This window comes from Dyella japonica A8, assembly GCF_000725385.1.
In the GTDB taxonomy this organism is placed as follows: domain Bacteria; phylum Pseudomonadota; class Gammaproteobacteria; order Xanthomonadales; family Rhodanobacteraceae; genus Dyella; species Dyella japonica_C.
In genome coordinates, this window is the sequence record NZ_CP008884.1 from 729,597 (window position 1) to 747,558 (window position 17,962).

General features: G+C 66.0%; 22 protein-coding genes. 8 read left to right on the forward strand and 14 right to left on the reverse strand.

The features are described from left to right. Window positions 1-78: 78 nt before the first annotated feature. From HY57_RS02965 to HY57_RS02990, 6 genes are all read left to right on the forward strand, one after another. Window positions 79-1,557: an efflux transporter outer membrane subunit gene (locus HY57_RS02965; RefSeq protein WP_019466520.1), complete on the forward strand. Its 1,479-nt coding sequence runs from the start codon at window positions 79-81 to the stop codon at window positions 1,555-1,557. Window positions 1,558-1,595: 38 nt separating this feature from the next. Continuing rightward, on the forward strand, window positions 1,596-2,318 hold the full coding sequence (locus HY57_RS02970; RefSeq protein WP_019466519.1) for an SDR family oxidoreductase: 723 nt from the start codon (window positions 1,596-1,598) through the stop codon (window positions 2,316-2,318). A gap of 143 nt (window positions 2,319-2,461) precedes the next feature. After that, entirely contained in the window at window positions 2,462-3,406 is a 945-nt protein-coding gene (locus tag HY57_RS02975; RefSeq protein ID WP_019466518.1) for a TolB family protein, read from the forward strand. A gap of 94 nt (window positions 3,407-3,500) precedes the next feature. Then, window positions 3,501-4,592: a sensor histidine kinase gene (locus HY57_RS02980; RefSeq protein WP_235186607.1), complete on the forward strand. Its 1,092-nt coding sequence runs from the start codon at window positions 3,501-3,503 to the stop codon at window positions 4,590-4,592. Beyond that, window positions 4,589-5,350, forward strand: coding sequence for a LytR/AlgR family response regulator transcription factor (locus tag HY57_RS02985; RefSeq protein ID WP_019466516.1), 762 nt, complete (start codon window positions 4,589-4,591; stop codon window positions 5,348-5,350). The genes HY57_RS02980 and HY57_RS02985 overlap by 4 nt, the downstream gene beginning before the upstream one ends. 131 nt (window positions 5,351-5,481) lie before the next feature. Next, a complete protein-coding gene (locus HY57_RS02990; RefSeq protein WP_019466515.1) occupies window positions 5,482-6,459 on the forward strand; it encodes a PD40 domain-containing protein in 978 nt (325 codons plus the stop codon). 25 nt (window positions 6,460-6,484) lie between these two features. On the opposite strand, the gene HY57_RS02995 is transcribed toward HY57_RS02990, so the two are convergent. The 13 genes from HY57_RS02995 to HY57_RS03055 form a co-directional block, all read right to left on the reverse strand. Next, the gene (locus tag HY57_RS02995) at window positions 6,485-7,252 is read right to left on the reverse strand and encodes a prolyl oligopeptidase family serine peptidase (RefSeq protein WP_157786200.1); all 768 of its coding nucleotides are present in this window, start codon (window positions 7,250-7,252) and stop codon (window positions 6,485-6,487) included. Between the two features lie 195 nt (window positions 7,253-7,447). Beyond that, the gene (locus HY57_RS03000) at window positions 7,448-7,918 is read right to left on the reverse strand and encodes a GNAT family N-acetyltransferase (RefSeq protein ID WP_019466513.1); all 471 of its coding nucleotides are present in this window, start codon (window positions 7,916-7,918) and stop codon (window positions 7,448-7,450) included. Next, window positions 7,918-9,009: an AI-2E family transporter gene (locus tag HY57_RS03005; protein WP_430536788.1), complete on the reverse strand. Its 1,092-nt coding sequence runs from the start codon at window positions 9,007-9,009 to the stop codon at window positions 7,918-7,920. Before HY57_RS03005 ends, HY57_RS03000 begins: the two co-directional genes overlap by 1 nt. 71 nt (window positions 9,010-9,080) lie before the next feature. Continuing rightward, entirely contained in the window at window positions 9,081-9,371 is a 291-nt protein-coding gene (locus tag HY57_RS03010; protein ID WP_019466511.1) for a hypothetical protein, read from the reverse strand. Beyond that, entirely contained in the window at window positions 9,368-9,832 is a 465-nt protein-coding gene (locus tag HY57_RS03015; RefSeq protein ID WP_019466510.1) for an ABC transporter ATP-binding protein, read from the reverse strand. The genes HY57_RS03010 and HY57_RS03015 overlap by 4 nt, the downstream gene beginning before the upstream one ends. A 31-nt stretch (window positions 9,833-9,863) precedes the next feature. Beyond that, entirely contained in the window at window positions 9,864-10,229 is a 366-nt protein-coding gene (locus HY57_RS03020; protein WP_019466509.1) for a DUF883 family protein, read from the reverse strand. An 86-nt stretch (window positions 10,230-10,315) separates the two neighbouring features. After that, complete coding sequence (locus HY57_RS21105; protein WP_019466508.1) at window positions 10,316-10,471, reverse strand: DUF1328 domain-containing protein; 156 nt, start codon at window positions 10,469-10,471, stop codon at window positions 10,316-10,318. A 128-nt stretch (window positions 10,472-10,599) separates the two neighbouring features. After that, a complete protein-coding gene (locus HY57_RS03030; RefSeq protein WP_019466507.1) occupies window positions 10,600-11,220 on the reverse strand; it encodes a YbhB/YbcL family Raf kinase inhibitor-like protein in 621 nt (206 codons plus the stop codon). A 58-nt stretch (window positions 11,221-11,278) separates the two neighbouring features. Beyond that, a complete protein-coding gene (locus HY57_RS03035; protein ID WP_019466506.1) occupies window positions 11,279-12,373 on the reverse strand; it encodes a PQQ-dependent sugar dehydrogenase in 1,095 nt (364 codons plus the stop codon). Window positions 12,374-12,434: 61 nt separating this feature from the next. Then, on the reverse strand, window positions 12,435-12,836 hold the full coding sequence (locus HY57_RS03040; protein WP_019466505.1) for a DUF3224 domain-containing protein: 402 nt from the start codon (window positions 12,834-12,836) through the stop codon (window positions 12,435-12,437). A 171-nt stretch (window positions 12,837-13,007) separates the two neighbouring features. Further along, on the reverse strand, window positions 13,008-14,009 hold the full coding sequence (locus HY57_RS03045) for a YheT family hydrolase (RefSeq protein WP_026034143.1): 1,002 nt from the start codon (window positions 14,007-14,009) through the stop codon (window positions 13,008-13,010). After that, the gene (locus tag HY57_RS03050; RefSeq protein WP_019466503.1) at window positions 14,006-14,782 is read right to left on the reverse strand and encodes a 1-acyl-sn-glycerol-3-phosphate acyltransferase; all 777 of its coding nucleotides are present in this window, start codon (window positions 14,780-14,782) and stop codon (window positions 14,006-14,008) included. The genes HY57_RS03045 and HY57_RS03050 overlap by 4 nt, the downstream gene beginning before the upstream one ends. Window positions 14,783-14,875: 93 nt before the next feature. Next, window positions 14,876-15,352, reverse strand: coding sequence for an Lrp/AsnC family transcriptional regulator (locus HY57_RS03055; RefSeq protein WP_019466502.1), 477 nt, complete (start codon window positions 15,350-15,352; stop codon window positions 14,876-14,878). A gap of 145 nt (window positions 15,353-15,497) precedes the next feature. Between HY57_RS03055 and phhA the strand changes: the two genes are divergently transcribed. Beyond that, on the forward strand, window positions 15,498-16,388 hold the full coding sequence (gene phhA, locus HY57_RS03060) for a phenylalanine 4-monooxygenase (RefSeq protein WP_019466501.1): 891 nt from the start codon (window positions 15,498-15,500) through the stop codon (window positions 16,386-16,388). A gap of 176 nt (window positions 16,389-16,564) precedes the next feature. Further along, entirely contained in the window at window positions 16,565-17,182 is a 618-nt protein-coding gene (locus tag HY57_RS03065; protein ID WP_019466500.1) for an OmpW/AlkL family protein, read from the forward strand. A gap of 78 nt (window positions 17,183-17,260) precedes the next feature. On the opposite strand, the gene HY57_RS03070 is transcribed toward HY57_RS03065, so the two are convergent. Then, window positions 17,261-17,944 (reverse strand): RES family NAD+ phosphorylase, encoded by a 684-nt coding sequence (locus HY57_RS03070; RefSeq protein ID WP_019466499.1) that lies wholly within the window; start codon window positions 17,942-17,944, stop codon window positions 17,261-17,263. Window positions 17,945-17,962: the final 18 nt, after the last annotated feature.

Here is a 17,962-nt window from a genome sequence, read left to right on the forward strand (position 1 = left end):
CTTCTCCCTCACCCCTACGGGGAGAGGGCCGGGGTGAGGGGCCAGTCTGGCGATGAACTCGCTACGGGAGCGGGCTTCATGGATCTGGCCGCAACGTCGACGCCCTCATGCGGCCCCGTCTCCCGCCGCTCCACCGCGAAGAAAGTCACCGCCATCGCCGCCGCGATCATGCTGTCCGGTTGTGTCAGCGTCGGCCCCGACTACCACGCGCCGCAGGAAAAGCCGGTGGTCATGCAGGGCGTGAACGCGCAGGAATCCACGCAGACGTTCCAGGCGCAGTGGTGGAAGCAGTTCAACGACCCGACGCTCGACGCGCTGATCCAGCGCGCCGCCGCGAACAGTCCTGACCTGAAGATCGCCTTTGCACGCCTGCGTGAATCGCGTGCCTTGCTTGGCGTCGCCAAGTCGCAGCAGATTCCCGACGTGGAAACGGTGGCGAACTACTCGCGCAGCCGCGAGCAGCAGCCGGGCTTCACCGACAGGCGCGTCACCACCACCAGCTACCAGGCGGGGTTTGACGCCAGCTGGGAGATCGACCTGTTCGGTGGCGTGCGTCGCTCGGTGGAAGCCGCGCGTGCGGATGCGGGTGCCAGCGAGGCCTCGCTGCAGGATGCGCAGGTAACCCTGTTCGCGGAAGTCGCGCGCTACTACTTCGACCTGCGCGGCGTGCAGCTGCGCATCGATGTGGCCAACCGCGACATCGAGAACCAGCGCGAGACGTTGCGCCTGATCCACGCCCGCAACGACATCGGCACGGTGTCCGAGCAGGACGTGGCCAGCGCTACGGCACGGCTCAACTTTGTGGAGGCGCAGCTGCCCACCTTGCAGACGCTGGCGCAGAACGATACGTCGCGTCTGGCGGTGCTGTTGGGCGAGCGTCCGGGTGAACTGGATGTCGACCTGTCGCCGCAGGGCTTCAAGCCCATCGACGTGGCGCTGGATATCGGCACTGCCGGCGACGTGCTGCAGCGCCGTCCGGACGTGCGCGTCGCCGAGCGCGAACTGGCCGCCGCCAACGCGCGCATCGGCGTCGCCAAGGCCGATTACTACCCGCACATCACGCTGGGCGGTTTCCTCGGCTTCCTCGCCGGCCGCAGCAATGACTTCGGTGGTGCGCAGTCGCGGGCGTGGTCGATTGCGCCAAGCATCTCGTGGTCCGGCCTCAACGTACAGCGCGTGCGCTCCAACGTGAAGGCCAGCGAGGCCCGTTCAGATGCGGCGCTCGCCAATTACCAGCGCACGGTGCTGCAGGCGGTGGAAGACGTGGACAACGCCATCGTCGGCTACAACCTGCAGCGCGACCGCGTGATCAAGCTGCAGGACCAGGTGACCAACAGCCGCCATGCCGCGGACCTGGCACGCATCCGCTACAACGAAGGCGCCGCCGACTTCCTGCAGCTGCTCGATGCCGAACGCACGCAGCTGGAAGCGGAGGATGCGCTGGCCGATGCGCAGGCCTCGATTAACCTGCGCGCGGTGTCGGTGTACAAGGCGCTAGGCGGTGGCTGGCAGGCCTGCGCCAGCGAGCGCTGCGACCAACTGGCCGCGACGCCATGAGCGCGGTGGCGTTTCCGGGGAGGCCATCGCGACGCCGCATGCTCGCGCCCGAACCGGAACCGTCACAACGGGTGGCGCTGGTGAGCGGCGGGAATCGCGGACTCGGCTTCGAGGTGTCGCGACAGCTCGCCGCCACCGGTGCAACCGTACTGCTGGGCGCGCGTCGCCCACTGGCTGGCGAGAAAGCCGCGCGGCAACTGCGGCGGGAGGGCGGTACGGTGGTGTCCGTGCCGCTGGACGTCACCTCGCCGCAAAGCGTGCGTGAACTCGCTGCGCGCATCGCGGGCGAATACGGCCGACTCGATATCCTGGTGAACAACGCGGGCGCGTACTTCGACGTCGACGATCAGGCATCGTCCGTCGATCTGGATATCGTGCGCGACGCCCTGGAGACCAATCTGCTGGGCGCATGGCGGCTCACCGAGGCCATGCTTCCCTTGATGCAGCGCCACGGCTATGGCCGCATCGTGAATGTTTCCAGTGGATGCGGCGCCGTGGAGAGCGAAGGCGCGAGCTGCCCCGCCTATCGCGTGTCCAAGGCCGCGCTCAACAGCCATACGCGCATGCTTGCGGCAGAGCTCGCCGGCAGCGGCATCCTGGTCAATGCCGTGTGTCCCGGCTGGGTCGCTACGGACATGGGCGGCCATGGCGGGCGGCCCGTCGCCGATGGCGCTGCCGGCATTGTGTGGGCAGCCATGCTGCCATCGCGCCCGTCGATCAACGGCGGCTTTTTCCGCGACCAGCAACGCATCGACTGGTGATCCGGCGGAACCGTCCAGCGAGGGCGTGATACCGCTGGTGGCGCAGGAAGCGCCGCTTGTCACAAAGGCGACGACGGGCCGCCTGGGGCGTCCTAGCTTGATGCGCCGTTTCCATCACCTGCGCATCCAAGGGAGTCGCCGCCATGTGGCAACAGATGATCTGTGTCGTGCTTTTGGCCATGTCGCCGCTGGTCACGCCCCTGCCCTCCGAGCCGGTTGCGTTCCTGCCGGGTGATCTCGCCGATGCCGAATCGCCGGCCTTCACGCCGGATGGCCATACGGTTTATTTCATGCGCGCCTCGGAGAGCGGTGCCGCCGTGATGGTGTCGCACCGGGTCCATGATCAATGGTCGGCACCGGTGCCCGCTTCCTTTTCCGGGCACTGGCGCGATGGCGATCCGACCATGGCACCGGACGGCTCCTATCTCGTGTTCACATCCAATCGTCCCGCTATGAAAGGCGGCCAGCCCATCGACACCGTGCGCCAAGGAAAGCTGCTCACGGGCCTGGGCATGAATCTCTGGCGCGTGGAGCGGAAGGGCGATGGCTGGAGCGAACCTGTGCGCCTGCCCGACACGGTCAATACCTGCAACAGCAGTTTCGCACCGAGCGTGGCGTCGGATGGCAGCATCTATTACATCGGCTGCGCGCCCGACGGTGTGATCCGGCCGCTGCGTGCCAGCCATGAGAACGGCCAGTACCAGCCGGCCTATGTGGTGGCGGTCGGCGGCAAGGATGCGCAGGTCCGCGACGTCGCCATCGCACCGGATCGCTCGTTCATGGTCTTCAGCATCCGCCACGATCCCAAGCAGGCGTACCGGCTGGCCATTGCCTTCCACACCACCGACAACTGGAGCGAACCACAGGACCTGGGCGACGTGGTGAACAGCGGCACCCACAGCATGGGCTCCCAGCTGGGATGCGACCATCGCACGCTGTATTTCTCCAGCGATCGCGCCCTGCCCACGTCAGCCCCGGCACAGGGTACGGGCAACACGGATCACATCTGGCGCCTGTCGTTGACGCCTTGGCTCACCGCACACGGCCAGCCCGCCGCCAGCACGCCGCCATCCTGCGTCGTGGGTTGATGGGCCGGGCACGCCTTAAGGCACTGTTGCCGTGCCGATGCGGGGTTCCACACTGTGGCGGTTCGCTGCTGCGGCCTGCGCCGGTGAGGCACCCGTGTCCGACCTGATGACTGCGCCACGCTGGAAGATCTGGGCATGGGTCTTTGCCTTCTGGACCCTGCTGGCCTTGTCCTATACGGCGAGCGCGGTCATCTCGATGATCAGCGAGGGCGAAGCGTTTGCGTGGGTACGCCCACTCACCTGGAACGTCGCCAACGCCTACCTGTGGATGCTGCTCACACCGGTGGTCGCGTGGCTGGGCATACAGGGTGGCAGCGGTAGCTGGGGACGCTTCTGGGCGGTGCACGCGCCGGCCTGCCTCATGCTCGCGGCGGTTCAGGTCATGCTGGTGCTAGGCATCTACTGGACCTTGTGCGGTCCGCCGACATCGCGGCCGAACATCGCCCTTGGCGCATTTGCACGCATGCAGTTCGCCTATAACTTCCACCTGAGCGTGCTTACCTATGGCGTGATGCTGGTGGTGCTGCGCGCCATCGACTCGCAACGACGGCTGCGCGACGAGCGTCTGCGCAACGCGCAGCTGGAAACCCAGCTGGTGCAATCGCAATTGCAGACCCTGCGCGTGCAACTGCAGCCGCATTTCCTGTTCAACACGCTCAATGCGATTTCCGCGCTGGCCCTGGCGGACCCGGTGCAGGCGCGCCAGATGATCGCGCGGCTCAGCGACTTCCTCCGCCTTACGCTGGAGGAACGCCACGCACAGCAGGTGCCGTTGTCGCGCGAGATGGAATTTCTCAGCTGTTATCTGGGCATCCAGCAGGTGCGCTTTCAGGATCGCCTGACCACGCACCTGGACGTGTCCATCGACACCGTGCGCGCGCTGGTGCCCAACATGATCCTGCAGCCGCTGGTGGAGAATGCGCTGCGCCACGGCCTGCTCGACAAGGCCGAGCGCGGCACGCTGCACATCATGACGCGCCGCGAAGGCGATGCGCTGTTGCTCCGCGTGGACGATGACGGCATCGGTCTGCCCACCGAAGGGGCGAAGGAAGGCATCGGACTCGGCAACACGCGCACGAGACTGGACATGTTGTTCGGCAAGGAGGCCACCGTGGCATTGGAGCGCAAGGCCGAGGGCGGCACGCGGGTCGAACTGCGTTTTCCGTTCCGGGAGTGCGCCGCATGAACGCGCCCGCGATCCGCACGCTGCTGGTGGACGACGAGATGCTGGCGCGCCTGGCCATAAGGCAGGCCCTGGCCTCGCACGACGATGTCGTCATCGTCGGCGAGTGCGCCAACGCGGTCGAAGCACGGCAGGCCATGGCGGCCCTCGACCCCGACCTGTTGTTCCTGGATATCCGCATGCCCGGCATGGACGGCTTCAGGCTGCTGCAGGGCATGAAGCGCGACCACCTGCCGATGGTGGTGTTTGCCACGGCCTTCGGCCAGCACGCGTTGCGCGCGTTCGATGCCAATGCCATCGACTACGTGCTCAAACCGATCGACCAGGATCGGTTCGACCAGGCGATGGCGCGCGTACGCCGCCATTGGCGCGGCCTGCACGCGGCGGACGGTGCCACAGCCGCTGCATCGTCCCCGCCAGCCTCACCCTGGTTGCAACGGCTCAGCGTGCAGCAGGGGGAACATATCCGCGTGATCGCCGCCGCCGACATCGACTGGATTCGCGCCGACGGGAACTACGTGCACATCCACGCGGGCACCACGACCTACCTCCATCGCGAATCGCTGCGGCACCTGCTTGGCATGCTCGATCCGGCGAGGTTCCTTCGCATCCACCGCGGCACCGTAGTGAACGTGGACCGCATCCACGAGGTGCATCCGTTGTTCCAGGGTAGCGCCGAGGTCGTATTGCAGGACGGCACCCGCCTCAACCTCAGCCGCCGCTTTCGCATGCAGGCGCGCCGTGCGCTCGGCATGGCCTGACCGTCAGCACGCGGCTCGCGACCGCTCGTCACCCGGCGGCAACCGCCGGTCACAAATCTCCTGCGCATGGCTGCACCAGCGCTGCATCCTGACCACGCTTCACCGTCCCCCACCTTGAAGGAACGCCATCCATGCCGTCGAAACCGCTTGTCCTGATCACGGCCCTGCTCGCCGCACTGGCCATCACTCCCGCCTTTGCCGGCGAGCTGGTAGGCCCCGGCGTGATTTCCACCGGGCTGCAGGAGACCTCGGCGGCGCTGAGCCCCGACAACAACACGCTGTATTTCATGCGTTCGGATTTTGCCGAGAAAGACGACACCATCCTTGTGACGCATCGCCAGGGCGATGGCTGGAGCACGCCGGAAGTCGCGCCGTTCTCGGGCCAGTGGCATGACTCCGAACCGGCAATGTCGCCGGACGGCAAGCGTCTCTACTTCGTGTCCAACCGCCCGCCGCATCCGGGCGACACGCCGGTGATGGCCGAGATGGACGGCCGCACGTTCACGGGAAAGCACCTTTGGTACGTCGAACGGCAGGGCGGCGGACGCTGGGGCGCACCCATGCACGTGGATGGCGCGCTCAACGACGGCGCGATGATCTACAACCCCTCCATTGCCGCCAACGGCGACATCTACTTCTCCGCGCATCGCCGTGATTCGGGCAAGGCCTACCAGATCTACGTCGCGCGGCGAACGGCGCACGGTTATGCCGATCCGGAACGCATCGACCTGGGCGACGTGGATCACAACCGGATGGATCCCAGCGTCGATCCGCAGGAACGCTTCCTCGTTTACGCCGGCAACGAAGGCGACTCGCTCGGCAGCGCGGACATCTACATCGCGTTCCGCGACGAAAGCGGGCACTGGGGCAAGCCGGTGCACCTGCCCGGCGACGTCAACAGCGCCTCACTGGAGAATGCACCGTCCTTGGGACGCCGCTTCGGCGAGCTGTACGTCGCGAGCAACCGGGAAAGCGAGGTGCGTTTTCCCAAGACGCAGGATGACGCGGCATCGCTGCGGCATCGGCTGGAGGAGCCGCTCAACGGTTCGCGCAACCTCTGGCTGTTCGATATCGGCGACGTGCTGAGGGCCCACGGCATCGATCACTGATGCCGACGCTGGTGCGCGAAAGCACCTAGGGAAGGTTGCGGGCGAACCAGTCGCCCGTGGCCTTCCGCACTTCGGCGAGCGTGACCGGATCAGCAGCCCACTGGTGTGACATCCCGGTGGGCCGCGTGAACTGCAGACGTTGCGAGCGGCCGTCGTAGAACGGCTTCAGACTGTCGAACAACTCCGACGCTCCATGGGAATCGATGACAGCATCATCGGCACCCTGCAGAAAGAGCAGCGCCGGTTGATGCGCGGCGATCTCCCGCGCGTGGCCTGCAGCATCGGTGTCTTTCGCCAGCTCGCGTGACGCGGGTGACCAGGCGTAGGTCTTGCCGGTGGCCTTCTCATACGCCTGTACCGATGCACTCAGGCCGGTCGACGCATTGATGAACACCGCGGCGTCGATGGCGACCTTGCCCTGCGACAAGGCATCGAGCGCCGCCGCGCCGCCAGCGGAGAAGCCGACCAGTGCCACGGATGCGCCATGTGGCATGCACGCGTTTTTCTGCAACGCGTCCACCACGTTCGGCAACTCGTTGGCGGCGCCGACCACCACGGGCTTGAAGACCAGCAGGCCGACGTCCTCGCCCTGGCGCCGCGCGACCTCTTTCATGCCACCTTCGGGTGCGCGTGCGCCGAACAGCGGCAGGCCGAGGTAGACCTTCACCGCGTCGACCTCGTCCAGTGGCAGGGCATCCATCATCGCCCGTTCGCTGGCGGGCGGGCCGAAACCATGCCAGAGGATGACCGGCGGCTTGCTGATATGTGCCGGTACACGGAGTATCGCTGGCACACCGTTGAGTACTGCTTCACGTATCGCAGGGGCCTGGGCGTTTGGCGAGGCCGCGCAGAGGGGGCGTGCATCCGTCGGCGGCGCGGTAGCGAATGCGTTTGCGCTGGCGCACGCAAGCAGCAGCGCCATGGCCTTCGCCACCCTCTTTCGTGCGTGCATGGCATCCACCCGTTGCGAACGTGAGATGCCGCGACACTACAACGGCTTGCGGTACACCAGGAACCCTGACTTCTCGGCTAGCTTGTCGTACAGCCGCATGGCCGTCGCATTGGTTTCGTGCGTCTGCCAGTACACCCGCCCGGCACCGGCTTCGCGCGCCTTCGCATAGACCGCTTCGATCAGCGCGCGGCCCACGCCCAGACCACGCGACGCCTGTACGGTGAACAGGTCCTGCAGGTAGCAGTTGTCCGCGGGGTTGGTGGTGTTGCGATGGAACAGGTAATGCGCGAGGCCGAGCAGCTTGCCATCACCCTCGGCCACCAGGGCGTGCATCGGCTCCGCGGGGTCGAGGAAGCGCGACCATGCGATGCGCGTGAATGTTTCGGGCAAGGCCGTCTCGCCGCGACGGCCGTAGAAAGCGTTGTAACCGTCCCACAGCGGTCTCCACGCTGCGAAGTCCTGCGCTGTCACGAACCGGATGGCGAACGGTGCCTCCGCGGTGGACATCAGCGCTGCACCATCCGCGCAAACCAACGCCAGCCGCGCACACGCTCGGCCACGAGCTTGGCACTGGTAAGCATGGGTACGGCGAGCAAGGCGCCGGGAATGCCCCACAACCAACCCCACACCAACAGCCACAGCAGGATCGCAATCGGGCTGAGCCGCATGCGGTGGCCCTGGATCAGCGGCGTGATCAGATTGCCTTCGAACGCAGTGATGCCCGCGAAGGTGAGCGCCGGCAACAAGGCGGCGCCGGCCTGGTTGAAATTGAGCAGGCCCACCACCGCGAGCACGGCGGTGGTGCTGATCGCACCGACATAGGGGATGAAGTTGGCGAGCATCGCCACCGCGCCCCACAGCAGCGGATCAGGCATGTGATACAGCCACAGCATGCCGGCGGTGACGGCGCCAAGGCCGGCATTGATCAACGTGGCGGTGAGGATGTAGCGCGATACCTCGTACTGGATGCCACGCACCACGGACACGGCGTGCCGCTTGTAACCGAAGTCCGGCGAGGCCTCGACCAGTCGTCGCAACAGGAGGTCGCCATAGATGAGGAAGAAAAACACCAGCAAGACCACCGTGAGCACGCCGGCCAGCACTTTCGGGGTGGTGGCGACGATGTCCCAGATAGTGATCGAGAGCGGCGACTGCGCGGATCCCTGCACTCGCGTGGGCCCGGTCAGGCCCTGCGTGGCACGGTTCGCTGCTTCCAGCGGCTGCATCACGCTGCGCAGTTTGGGGATGAAGCTGCGGATGGCTGTCGGGGCTTCCTGCACCCAGCCCAGCGCAGGTTGCGTCAGCTTGCCGATGCCCGTACCGATTCCGGCGATCAGCCCGATCATCAGGACGCTGGCCGCCAGCCAGCGGGGAATGCCCACGTGCGAACAACGGGCCACGACCGGATTGAGTGCCAGGCCGATGAAGGAAGCGAGCACCAGCGGTATCAGCAGCTGCTTGGTGATCGTCACCGTGTAGAGCAGCGCCAGCGCGAGGAAGATATTGAGCACGATGCGGATGCCGCGCAGCTGCTTGCGCGCCGTTTGCGCGCGCTGCGCCCGCGACAGGTTCGGCGCTGCCCCGGCGCTGTGGGCCATCGTTTCAACGGACAGGTCCATCGCCGCCTCGTCGCCCCCGGCGACAGGCGGTTGCGAAGATGACGGCGTGTTCATGAGGCGTCGCTTTGGTCCTGCGCGAACTCCGCGACCAGCCGCATGGCCTGGCCCACGACTTCGGCCGCGGTACCGCTCAGCAGCGCCCCCAGGCCGGGCACGCGCAGCGGATGCACGTTCAGCTGGCCCAGCACGAAGCCCGCGCCCGCGGCTGCGCCCACCGTGGTCAGCGGATGGCGCTGGCCGCGCGACAACAAGGCCTGCGCGGGCACGGCCAGTTCCCCACGAGCGTCCTGCGCGCGGCCCTGCGCTTCGCGTACCGCATGCAATTGCTTGATGAGGCTCATGGCACGTCCTCCGGGCGGGTGTCGCCCTGCGGATCGGGACGACGCAGGGCCTCGCGCATCATCGCATTCCATTCGCCCCGCGTCGCGGGCAAGGTCATCCAGTGCATGCAGCGGCGGAACAGCACCAGCGCGCCACCGAGGAAAACCAGTTCCACCACCGCCAGCGATAGCAAGGCCCAGGTCCACGAGCCGAACCACTGCGCCAGCAGCCAGCCGATCAGGCCCAGCAAGGTCAGTCCGAAGCCAACGGCGGCCACCGTGGCGATCAACCCCGCCACCAGCAGCCAGTGGACGGCGCTGCGGGCCAGCCCCAGTTCCGCCGCCAGCAGCTTGAGCTGTGCCCCAAACAGTTTCTGGAACGCCCGACCCAGGCGGCCGATGTCGTCCAGCAGGCCCGGCGGCGCAGGAGGTGGCGTCTCGTCAGGCGAGGCGGGCGCGTCATCGCGTCCGGTCTGGTCCATCCGCTGTCCCCGGTTCAGCCAGATCAATCACTCAGCGGCGAAGTATGCGGCCCAGCAACCAGCCAGCGCCAAGGGCGATGGCGACGGACTGCACGGGTTTTTCGCGCACGTAGTCACGGGCGCGCTCCAGCCACTCGTCGGCGCGGTCGATGGCGTCGTCATAGGCTTCGCGGCCGCGCTGGCGGTACTCGTCGGCCTTCTCGGTGGCGCGCGTGGCGGCGTCAGCGGCCTTGTCGGTGGCGCGATGGAGGCTGTCTTCGACGTGGTCGGCCGCACGTTCCACGGCTTCCTTGGTGTTCGTCACGGCAGAGGTGGTGGCCTGCTTGATGCGCTCGGCGCGATCTTCGATGCGCTCGGCGGCCGTGGTTTCCTCATGCGCCTGGACTTGCTTGTTCATGACGTTCTCCGTTGAGGCGGACATTCACTCTAACCAATGTTGCGGAGTCATGCGTAGCAGGGGATGCCGCGCCAGCGTGCCGTCGCTCAGCTTGCGCGACGGAAGAACGCGATGATGGCCAGGATCAGGAAGATGACGAACAGGATCTTCGCCATACCCGCAGCCGCGCCCGCGATGCCCGTGAAACCGAACAAGGCGGCGATGACGGCGATGACCAGGAATACCAGGGCGTAGTGGAGCATGGTGCGGTCCTCTCGTGGGCATGACATCGTCCCTGCGCCATTCACCCACAGGCCGTGCCTTGCGAGCGTGAAAATGACCTGACGCCGCACCGGCCTTTGGTCACGGTTCACGCTCGCGATGCCGGCATTCAGGCTGCCGCGGGATTGATCGCGTAAGTGCCCATGATTTCAGCCTCCGCCAGCACATGGCCATCCATCGCCGCGCGCAATTCGTTGACGGTGAAACCATCGGCGAGTCGCAGGCTCTCCACGTCCAGCGCGTACAGGCGGAAGTGGTAGTGGTGGACGATGGCGTCGTTCCACGGCGGACACGGGCCGTCGTAGCCAAGGTATTCGCCGCCCATGTCGGCATCGCCCGCGAACCAGCCGGTGTAGTCGTTCAAGCCCTGCACGCTGCCGGGCGGGCCATAGGGCGCGCGCTTGCCGCGTGCGACGATGCCGTCGCTGCATGCGCCTTCGGCCAGTTCACCGCACTCCACCGGGATATTGGCCATCAGCCAGTGGACGAACTCCACACGCGGCAGGTCGGCCGGCACGGTCCGCCCTTCCTTGTTCACGTCATCCGGCTTGCTGGGCACGTCGAAGTCCAGGCAGGTCAGCACGAAGGATCGCGTCGCGTGCGGCGCATCCTTCCATGCCAGGTGCGGACTGAGGTTGTCGGACAGGGCGAAGGGTTCGCCGCGCTTGCCGAAAGCCAGCCGCGCCGGCATGGGCTGGCCGTGTTCAAAACTGTCGCTGCGCAATTGCAAGGTTGTTCTCCCGGATGATGGCAATGGCTCATTATCGCGTCGCCGTGAGGGCGCCGCCTCAGGGTTTTTCGTAGGTCACGCGGTAGACCGCGCCGGCCAGGTCGTCGCTCACCAGCAGGCTCCCGTCGGGCAGCGGCTGCACGTCAGCCGGCCGGCCCCAGGCCTGTTCGTTCTGCTGGAAGCCGTCGAGCAGGGGTTCGTATCCGGTGACCTTGTCGCCGTTGAGATGGACGGTCATCACGCGATAGCCCGATTTCTTGGTGCGATTCCACGAACCATGTTCGGCCACGATGATGGCGCCCTTGTAGCTGGCCGGGAACTGCGACCCCTCGTAGAAACGCATGCCCAGCGAGGCCACGTGCGCGCCCAGCTTGTAGACCGGTGGCGTGTAGTCCTTGCAGTTCTTGCCCTGGCCGAATTCGGGATCGAGCGTGTCGCCCTGGTGGCAGTACGGGTAGCCGAAATGTTCACCGATATGCGACAGGCGATTGAGCTCGTCGCTGGGCATCTCGTCGCCCATCAGGTCGCGGCCGTTGTCGGTGAACCAAAGCTGTTTCGTCTTCGGCTGCCAGTCGAAGCCGACGGTGTTGCGGATGCCGTAGGCAACGTCTTCCAGTCCGCTGCCATCGGCATTCATGCGCGTGAGCTTGGCGTAGTCCTTGCCCTTGTCGCAGATATTGCACGGCGCGCCGATCGGCACGTACAGCTTGCCGTCCGGGCCGAAGGCGATGAACTTCCAGCCGTGGTGGGTCTCGGTGGGGAAGGTGTCGTTGACCACTTCCGGCGTGGGCGGGTTGTCGAGGTGGTTCTCGATATCGCGCAGCACGAGGATCTTGCTTACCGCGGAGACATACAGGTCACCGTCCTTGAACGCCACGCCCACCGGCAGCTGCAGTCCGCTGGCGATCACCCGCACTTTGTCGGCGTGTCCGTCGCCCTTGCTGTCGGTGAGCGCATACACCTTGCCGGCACTGTTGGAACCAACGAATACAGTGCCCTTGGCGCCCAACGCGATCTCGCGCGCGTTCGGTACCTGATCCGAATACACGGCAACGTGGAATCCCTTCGGCAACGTGAGCTTGTCCAGTTGCGGCGCCGCCAGCGCCGCGTGGGCGGCGAAGAGTCCGAGCAGACCAAGGATCAACTTGCGCATGGAAGGTGCTCCATGAGGGGAGTCCGGAAGCGTAGCGCCACGACAGCGAGCCGGGAAAGCGTCATGGTGTATCCGGCAACGTGTATTCCAGGTCGTATGCGTGCACACCGCCGGCGATGGTGATCGACAACCGGCCCGCGATGCCCGCCAGGCCATCGGCGCCCGAATCCGGCACGATGGTGACCGACAACTGCGCCGTGCCGCGATTCAGGGTGCCGCTGTGCTGCAGTGCGAAACTGCCCTGGCGGCCGTGCACGCTGGCGGTAACCCGCTCCATCGCCACATAGCCGGCCGAACCATCGACCGCCGTGCCGACCGCCAGCATCTGGCCCAGGCCCTGTCCCTGCATGTCGCCCTGGAACTGCTTTTCGAGCGCCATGCGGCCGACGCTGGGGTCACCTACGCCGTCCTGCGGGGCCTGCGGCGTGATCTTTACCTCGAACGTGCCCTTGGCGTGTGCCATGCCGTTTTCTCCTTCCCGAAAGACGAATGATGCTGACGCGCATGATGCAGCGGCGTTGTGACGGCTGGCGCACGCCGATGTCCCTATGCCTGTGGGAGCGCACCCTGTGCGCGACTGGCGCCTGAGGTACGCTGTCGCGCACAGGGTGCGCTCCCACAGGGAAAGGAAGGATCAGGCCGTGACCGCGTTGAAGCGCGCGGCGATGTAGTCGTCGGTGAAGCTGGTCATGTCCCAGCCGCGGATGAAACCGCAGTGGCCGCCGTAGCTGGCGATGTCCAGCTCCACGTTGGCAGGCAGCTCGAGCTTCTCGAAGGCGTCCACCGGAATGACGGGGTCGTCGCGCGCGGTGAGGATGGTGCACGGCACGTGCATGTCCGCCAGCGCGCGGCCGGCCACCGAATAGCCGTCCAGATACGCTTCCAGCGATTCGAAATCGGTATGCCGCGCCACCAACGCCGCGGTGAGGCCGCGCAGGTTCTGCTTGAGCTCGGCGAGCTCGAAGTACTCCCGATGGGGGAAGGCGGCCTGCTTGGCCTGCAGCGAGCGGCGCCACTTGTGCATGAAGTACGCCTGGTAGAACCACGGCGCCGACCCTTCCAGCGAGAACAGGCCCTCGCCCGGGTCGATGATCGGGCACACGGCCAGTGCGTAGCTGAGCGGCAGGCCGGCCGCCTGCGCCTTCATGGCGGCACGCAGCGCGAAATTGCCGCCCAGCGAGAACCCGGCCAGCACCATCGGCCGCATGGGGAAACGCTGCGCGATGTCGCCCAGCGCATGCACCACCTCGTCGATGCGGCACGAATGGAACAGCGCCTCGTTCAGATGGTGGCTGTCGCCATGGTCGCGGAAATTCAGGCGGAAGACGTCCCAGCCGTCGGCCAGCAGGCGGCTGCCGGTCTGCAGCACGTAAGTCGAGTCGACGCTGCCTTCCCAGCCGTGGAACAGCACAGCCAGCCCGCGCGATTGCGGATGGGACCGCTGTGCCGTGTACGCGCCGGTGAGCCGCACGCCATCGCCGCCATTGACCATCACCGGCTCCGAACCCTGCAGCACGGTCTGCGCGCGCTTAGGCAGCAGCAGGCGACGCACGCCGCTGGAAGACAGCATGGTCTGGACATGACCGCTACGCAGCGGCCCCGGCGGCAGAAAATCCTTTCCCCTGGGTAGCATCATGCTTGCTTGTCGTTGCCCGGCTTGTCTTCCAGCGCCAGCGCGATGCGCTCCCGCGAGGTTTCCGCCATGCGGCGGCGCGCATCGGGCGTGGCCGGCACGGGCTCGAGGAAGTGCACCTCGGCATCCAGCGGCGCCTCGCCCAGCAGGCGCAGGAAGTTCTGCATGAAGTTTTCGTGCTGGCGGAAGCCGGCGTCGATCACGCGGCGGCCGTCGCGCGCAAAGCGCAATGCCACCGGCTGCACCGGCACCTCGGCATCCAGCGCCGCCTGGAAAATGCGCGCATGGAACACGCGCAGCACGCCGTCATGGCCGGTGCCGCCTTCCGGGAACACCGCCACGGAGCGGCCGGCACGCAGGCGATCGACCATCACCTGCATCACCGCCGCCAGCGAATGGTTGCTACCGCGGCGATGGAAGATGGTGCCGCCCGCCGAGGCCAGCCAGCCCACCAGCGGCCAGCTGGCGATTTCCGCCTTGGCCACGAAGCAGGCGGCACGCTGGCTGTGCAGCAGTTCGATGTCGATCCAGGAGGTGTGGTTGGCGACGAACAGCACCGGGTCGGCCAGCGGCGTGCCCACGCGGACCGAGCGCAGGCCAAAAATGCGCAGCAACGCCGTGGACCACCAGCGGATGGTGCGGTGCGCAAACGGCTCACGGCCGTTCTTCATCACCACGTCGCGGCGCCAGGTCAGCACCAGGGAACAAAGCAGGATGCCCAGCACGATGTGCAGCAGCAGCAAAGGCACGCGCCAGAGGTAGCGCAAAGGTCGCATCAGGTCTCGGCGGGCTGGGGCGGTAAGGGAATGGCTGTTCATCAGTCCGGTTAGTTTAGCGTTAGTCGCATCCTGCGTCCCCGCGTCGCACCTTCAATGCTCAAGCTGGCCCAACGGCAAAGCAGGCGAGTGCTTCACGGTGCGTAGTACAAAGCTGGAGTTGACATCGGCCACCCCTGAAGCATTCAGCAGCCGGTCCAGCAGGAAGCGCGAAAAATCCTGCAAATCAGTCACATAGACATGCAGTAGGTAGTCCATGTCACCGGTCAGGGCATAGCAGGAGACCACCTCGGGCCAGTCGTTGACCAGCGCCACGAAGCGTTCCACCAGGGCGCTCTCATGCTTGCTCAACTGCACCCGGACGAAGGCCTGCAGGCCCAGGCCCACGGCTTGGGGATCCACCTGGGCGCTGTAACCGGTAAGCACGCCCTCGCCTTCCAGGCGCTGCATCCGGCGCAGGCAGGCGGACGGCGAAAGGCTGACCTTGTCGGCCAGCTCGGCATTGGTGATGCGCCCCTCCGACTGCAGGACGGTGAGAATCCGCAGATCAGTACGATCCAGGGTAGCCATGGCAATAAATCTCCATAGATACATAGGTAGGAACACGATTATTGCGCAAACGGCCTGCGCAGATGCAACAAAACAATCAACGTGCGCGGCAATCGCCCTATGCTGAGTTGTCCAAGCAAACCAGGCCTGTCGCCAGGAGCACGTCATGAGCACCACACCACGCCGCGTTGAACATCAGCAGACCGATCGTGGCTATGTGCCGGTGTATGCCACGGGCATCGTGGAGCAGCCGTGGGCGGACTACACCGCCACCGACCACGAGGTGTGGGACACCTTGTATAAGCGTCAGCGCGACCTGCTGCCGGGCCGGGCCTGCCAGGAGTTCCTGGATGGCGTGGAACGTTTCGGCATGGGTGACGGCGGTATCCCGAAGTTCGCCGACCTCAACAAGGTGCTGGGCGCGGCCACGGGCTGGGAGCTGGTGGCCGTGGAAGGCCTGCTGCCCGACGAAGTGTTCTTCGACCACCTTGCCAACCGCCGCTTCCCGGTGAGCTGGTGGATCCGCAAGCCGGACCAGCTCGACTACCTGAGCGAGCCGGACCTGTTCCATGACCTGTTCGGCCATGTGCCGCTGCTGCTCAACCCGGTGTTCGCCGACTACATGCAGGCCTACGGCCGCGGCGGCATGAAGGCCTTCGCGATCGGCCCCGAAGCGCTGATGAACTTGACGCGCCTGTACTGGTACACGGTGGAGTTCGGCCTGATCAACACGAAGGAAGGCATGCGCATCTACGGCGCCGGCATCGTCAGCTCCAAGGGCGAGTCGATCTACTCGCTGGACTCGGCCTCGCCGAACCGCATCGGCTTCGGCCTGGAGCGCGTGATGAGCGCGCGCTACCGCATCGACACCTTCCAGCAGACCTACTTCGTGATCGACAGCTTCGAGCAGTTGTTCGAGGCCACGCGCCCGGACTTCACGCCCATCTACGCAAAGCTGCGCGAAACGCCCGCGCACGCGGCGGGCGACGTGCTGGACAGCGACCGCGTGTTCACGCGCGGCAATCGCGAGGGCTGGGCGACCAACGCGGACAATTGATCGCAACGCCCGTTGCTGTAAACGACGAAAGGCCCGCCATCGTGCGGGCCTTTTCTTTTTCGCGTGTGCGGCTGCGTCCGAATGCCCCACGGCGATATGACCTGGATCAATAGGAGACAACGAGTTCCTAACGACCATGACGCTGTCCCCAACGAAAACACGATGGAACCCACGTCATGAAAGCCCTGCTTCCCCTCGCCCTTGCCGCTACTCTCGGTGCACTCGCCGTCCCCGCCGCCCATGCGGAAGGCGCGGATTCGTGGGTCGTGCGCGTCGGCGGCGCCGTCGTCGCGCCCAAGGGCAACAACGGCACCCTCGCTGGTGCGCGCGCCGATGTGAGCAGCAGCACGCGGCCCACCATCGACCTTGAATACATGTTCACCCCGAACTGGGGCGTGGACGTGCTCGGTGCATGGCCGTTCCAGCACGACGTGAAGCTTGCCGGCCTGGGCACCGTGGCGCGCACCATGGAACTGCCGCCCACGGTGGGCATCAACTATCACTTCATGCCCGATGCTGCCTGGTCGCCGTTCGTGGGCGCGGGCGTCAACTACACCAATTTCTACAGCACGCACGGCACCGGTGCCCTCTACGGCAGCAGTGTCAGCATCGCCAACAGCTGGGGCCCGGCTGCGCGCGTCGGCTTCGACATGAAGATCTCCGACAAGTGGCTGGCCACGGTGGATGTGCGCTGGGCCTATATCGAGAGCGACGTGAAGGTCGATGGCACCAAGGTGGGCAAGGCCAAGATCGATCCGATCGTGTTCGGCGCCAGCGTGGGCTACCGCTTCTAAGGGGAGACCCGTCAGCAGGGAAGCTGCGGGGCCCTTCGTGAGAAGGGCCCCTTTTATTGTCCTGAAGGTGGACCGCCGCTAGCTGCGCTTCCACTCATCGACCGTCAGCACCTGCGCGATGCGTTTGCCGTCCCAGCGATACATCAGGTGTTGCGTCTGTACGCAAGGTGCGACGCGATCGGGATAGAACACGGCCACGCATTCGCCACCCGCATGGCGCACGCTGTCATACACGAGTCCATCCGACCCCGCGTTGCGCAACTTGCGCGCGAGCGCGACACCGGCAGCGTAATGGTCCGGATCGTGCTCGGCCTTCCATCCCCCGCGCAGGTCGTGCAGCTTCGCCTGGATGCTGGTGCCATAGCACCGCATCTCGATGTCGCACGGCGGTTCGGACGTGGCCGCAAGGAACAGCTCGCGGTGGTAGACGGTTTCCTCCACCGCCGTCGCCACAGTGTGTGCGGCGTAGAACACGCCCCACGTGCCGTCGGAAAAGCGGCTGCCTTCGGGGTTGAGATGCGTGAACGCCGCCATCACCGGCGTGGTGCCAGGGCCGCTGACGCGCCGCTCCGGTGGCACCAGATGCAGGTCGCCGATCTCGTTGCGCAGGCGCGGATTGGTGATCGCCTCGATCGCATACAGCGCCTCCAGGTCAGCCGGCTCGGCAATGCGGTCGAATACGCCGATGGGCGGGAAACGGCTGGGAACGATGCGGTAGGCATGACTCCAGCGGATGCGTTTGAGCGGTGGAATGTCGGCCATGACGTGGATCTCTCACGC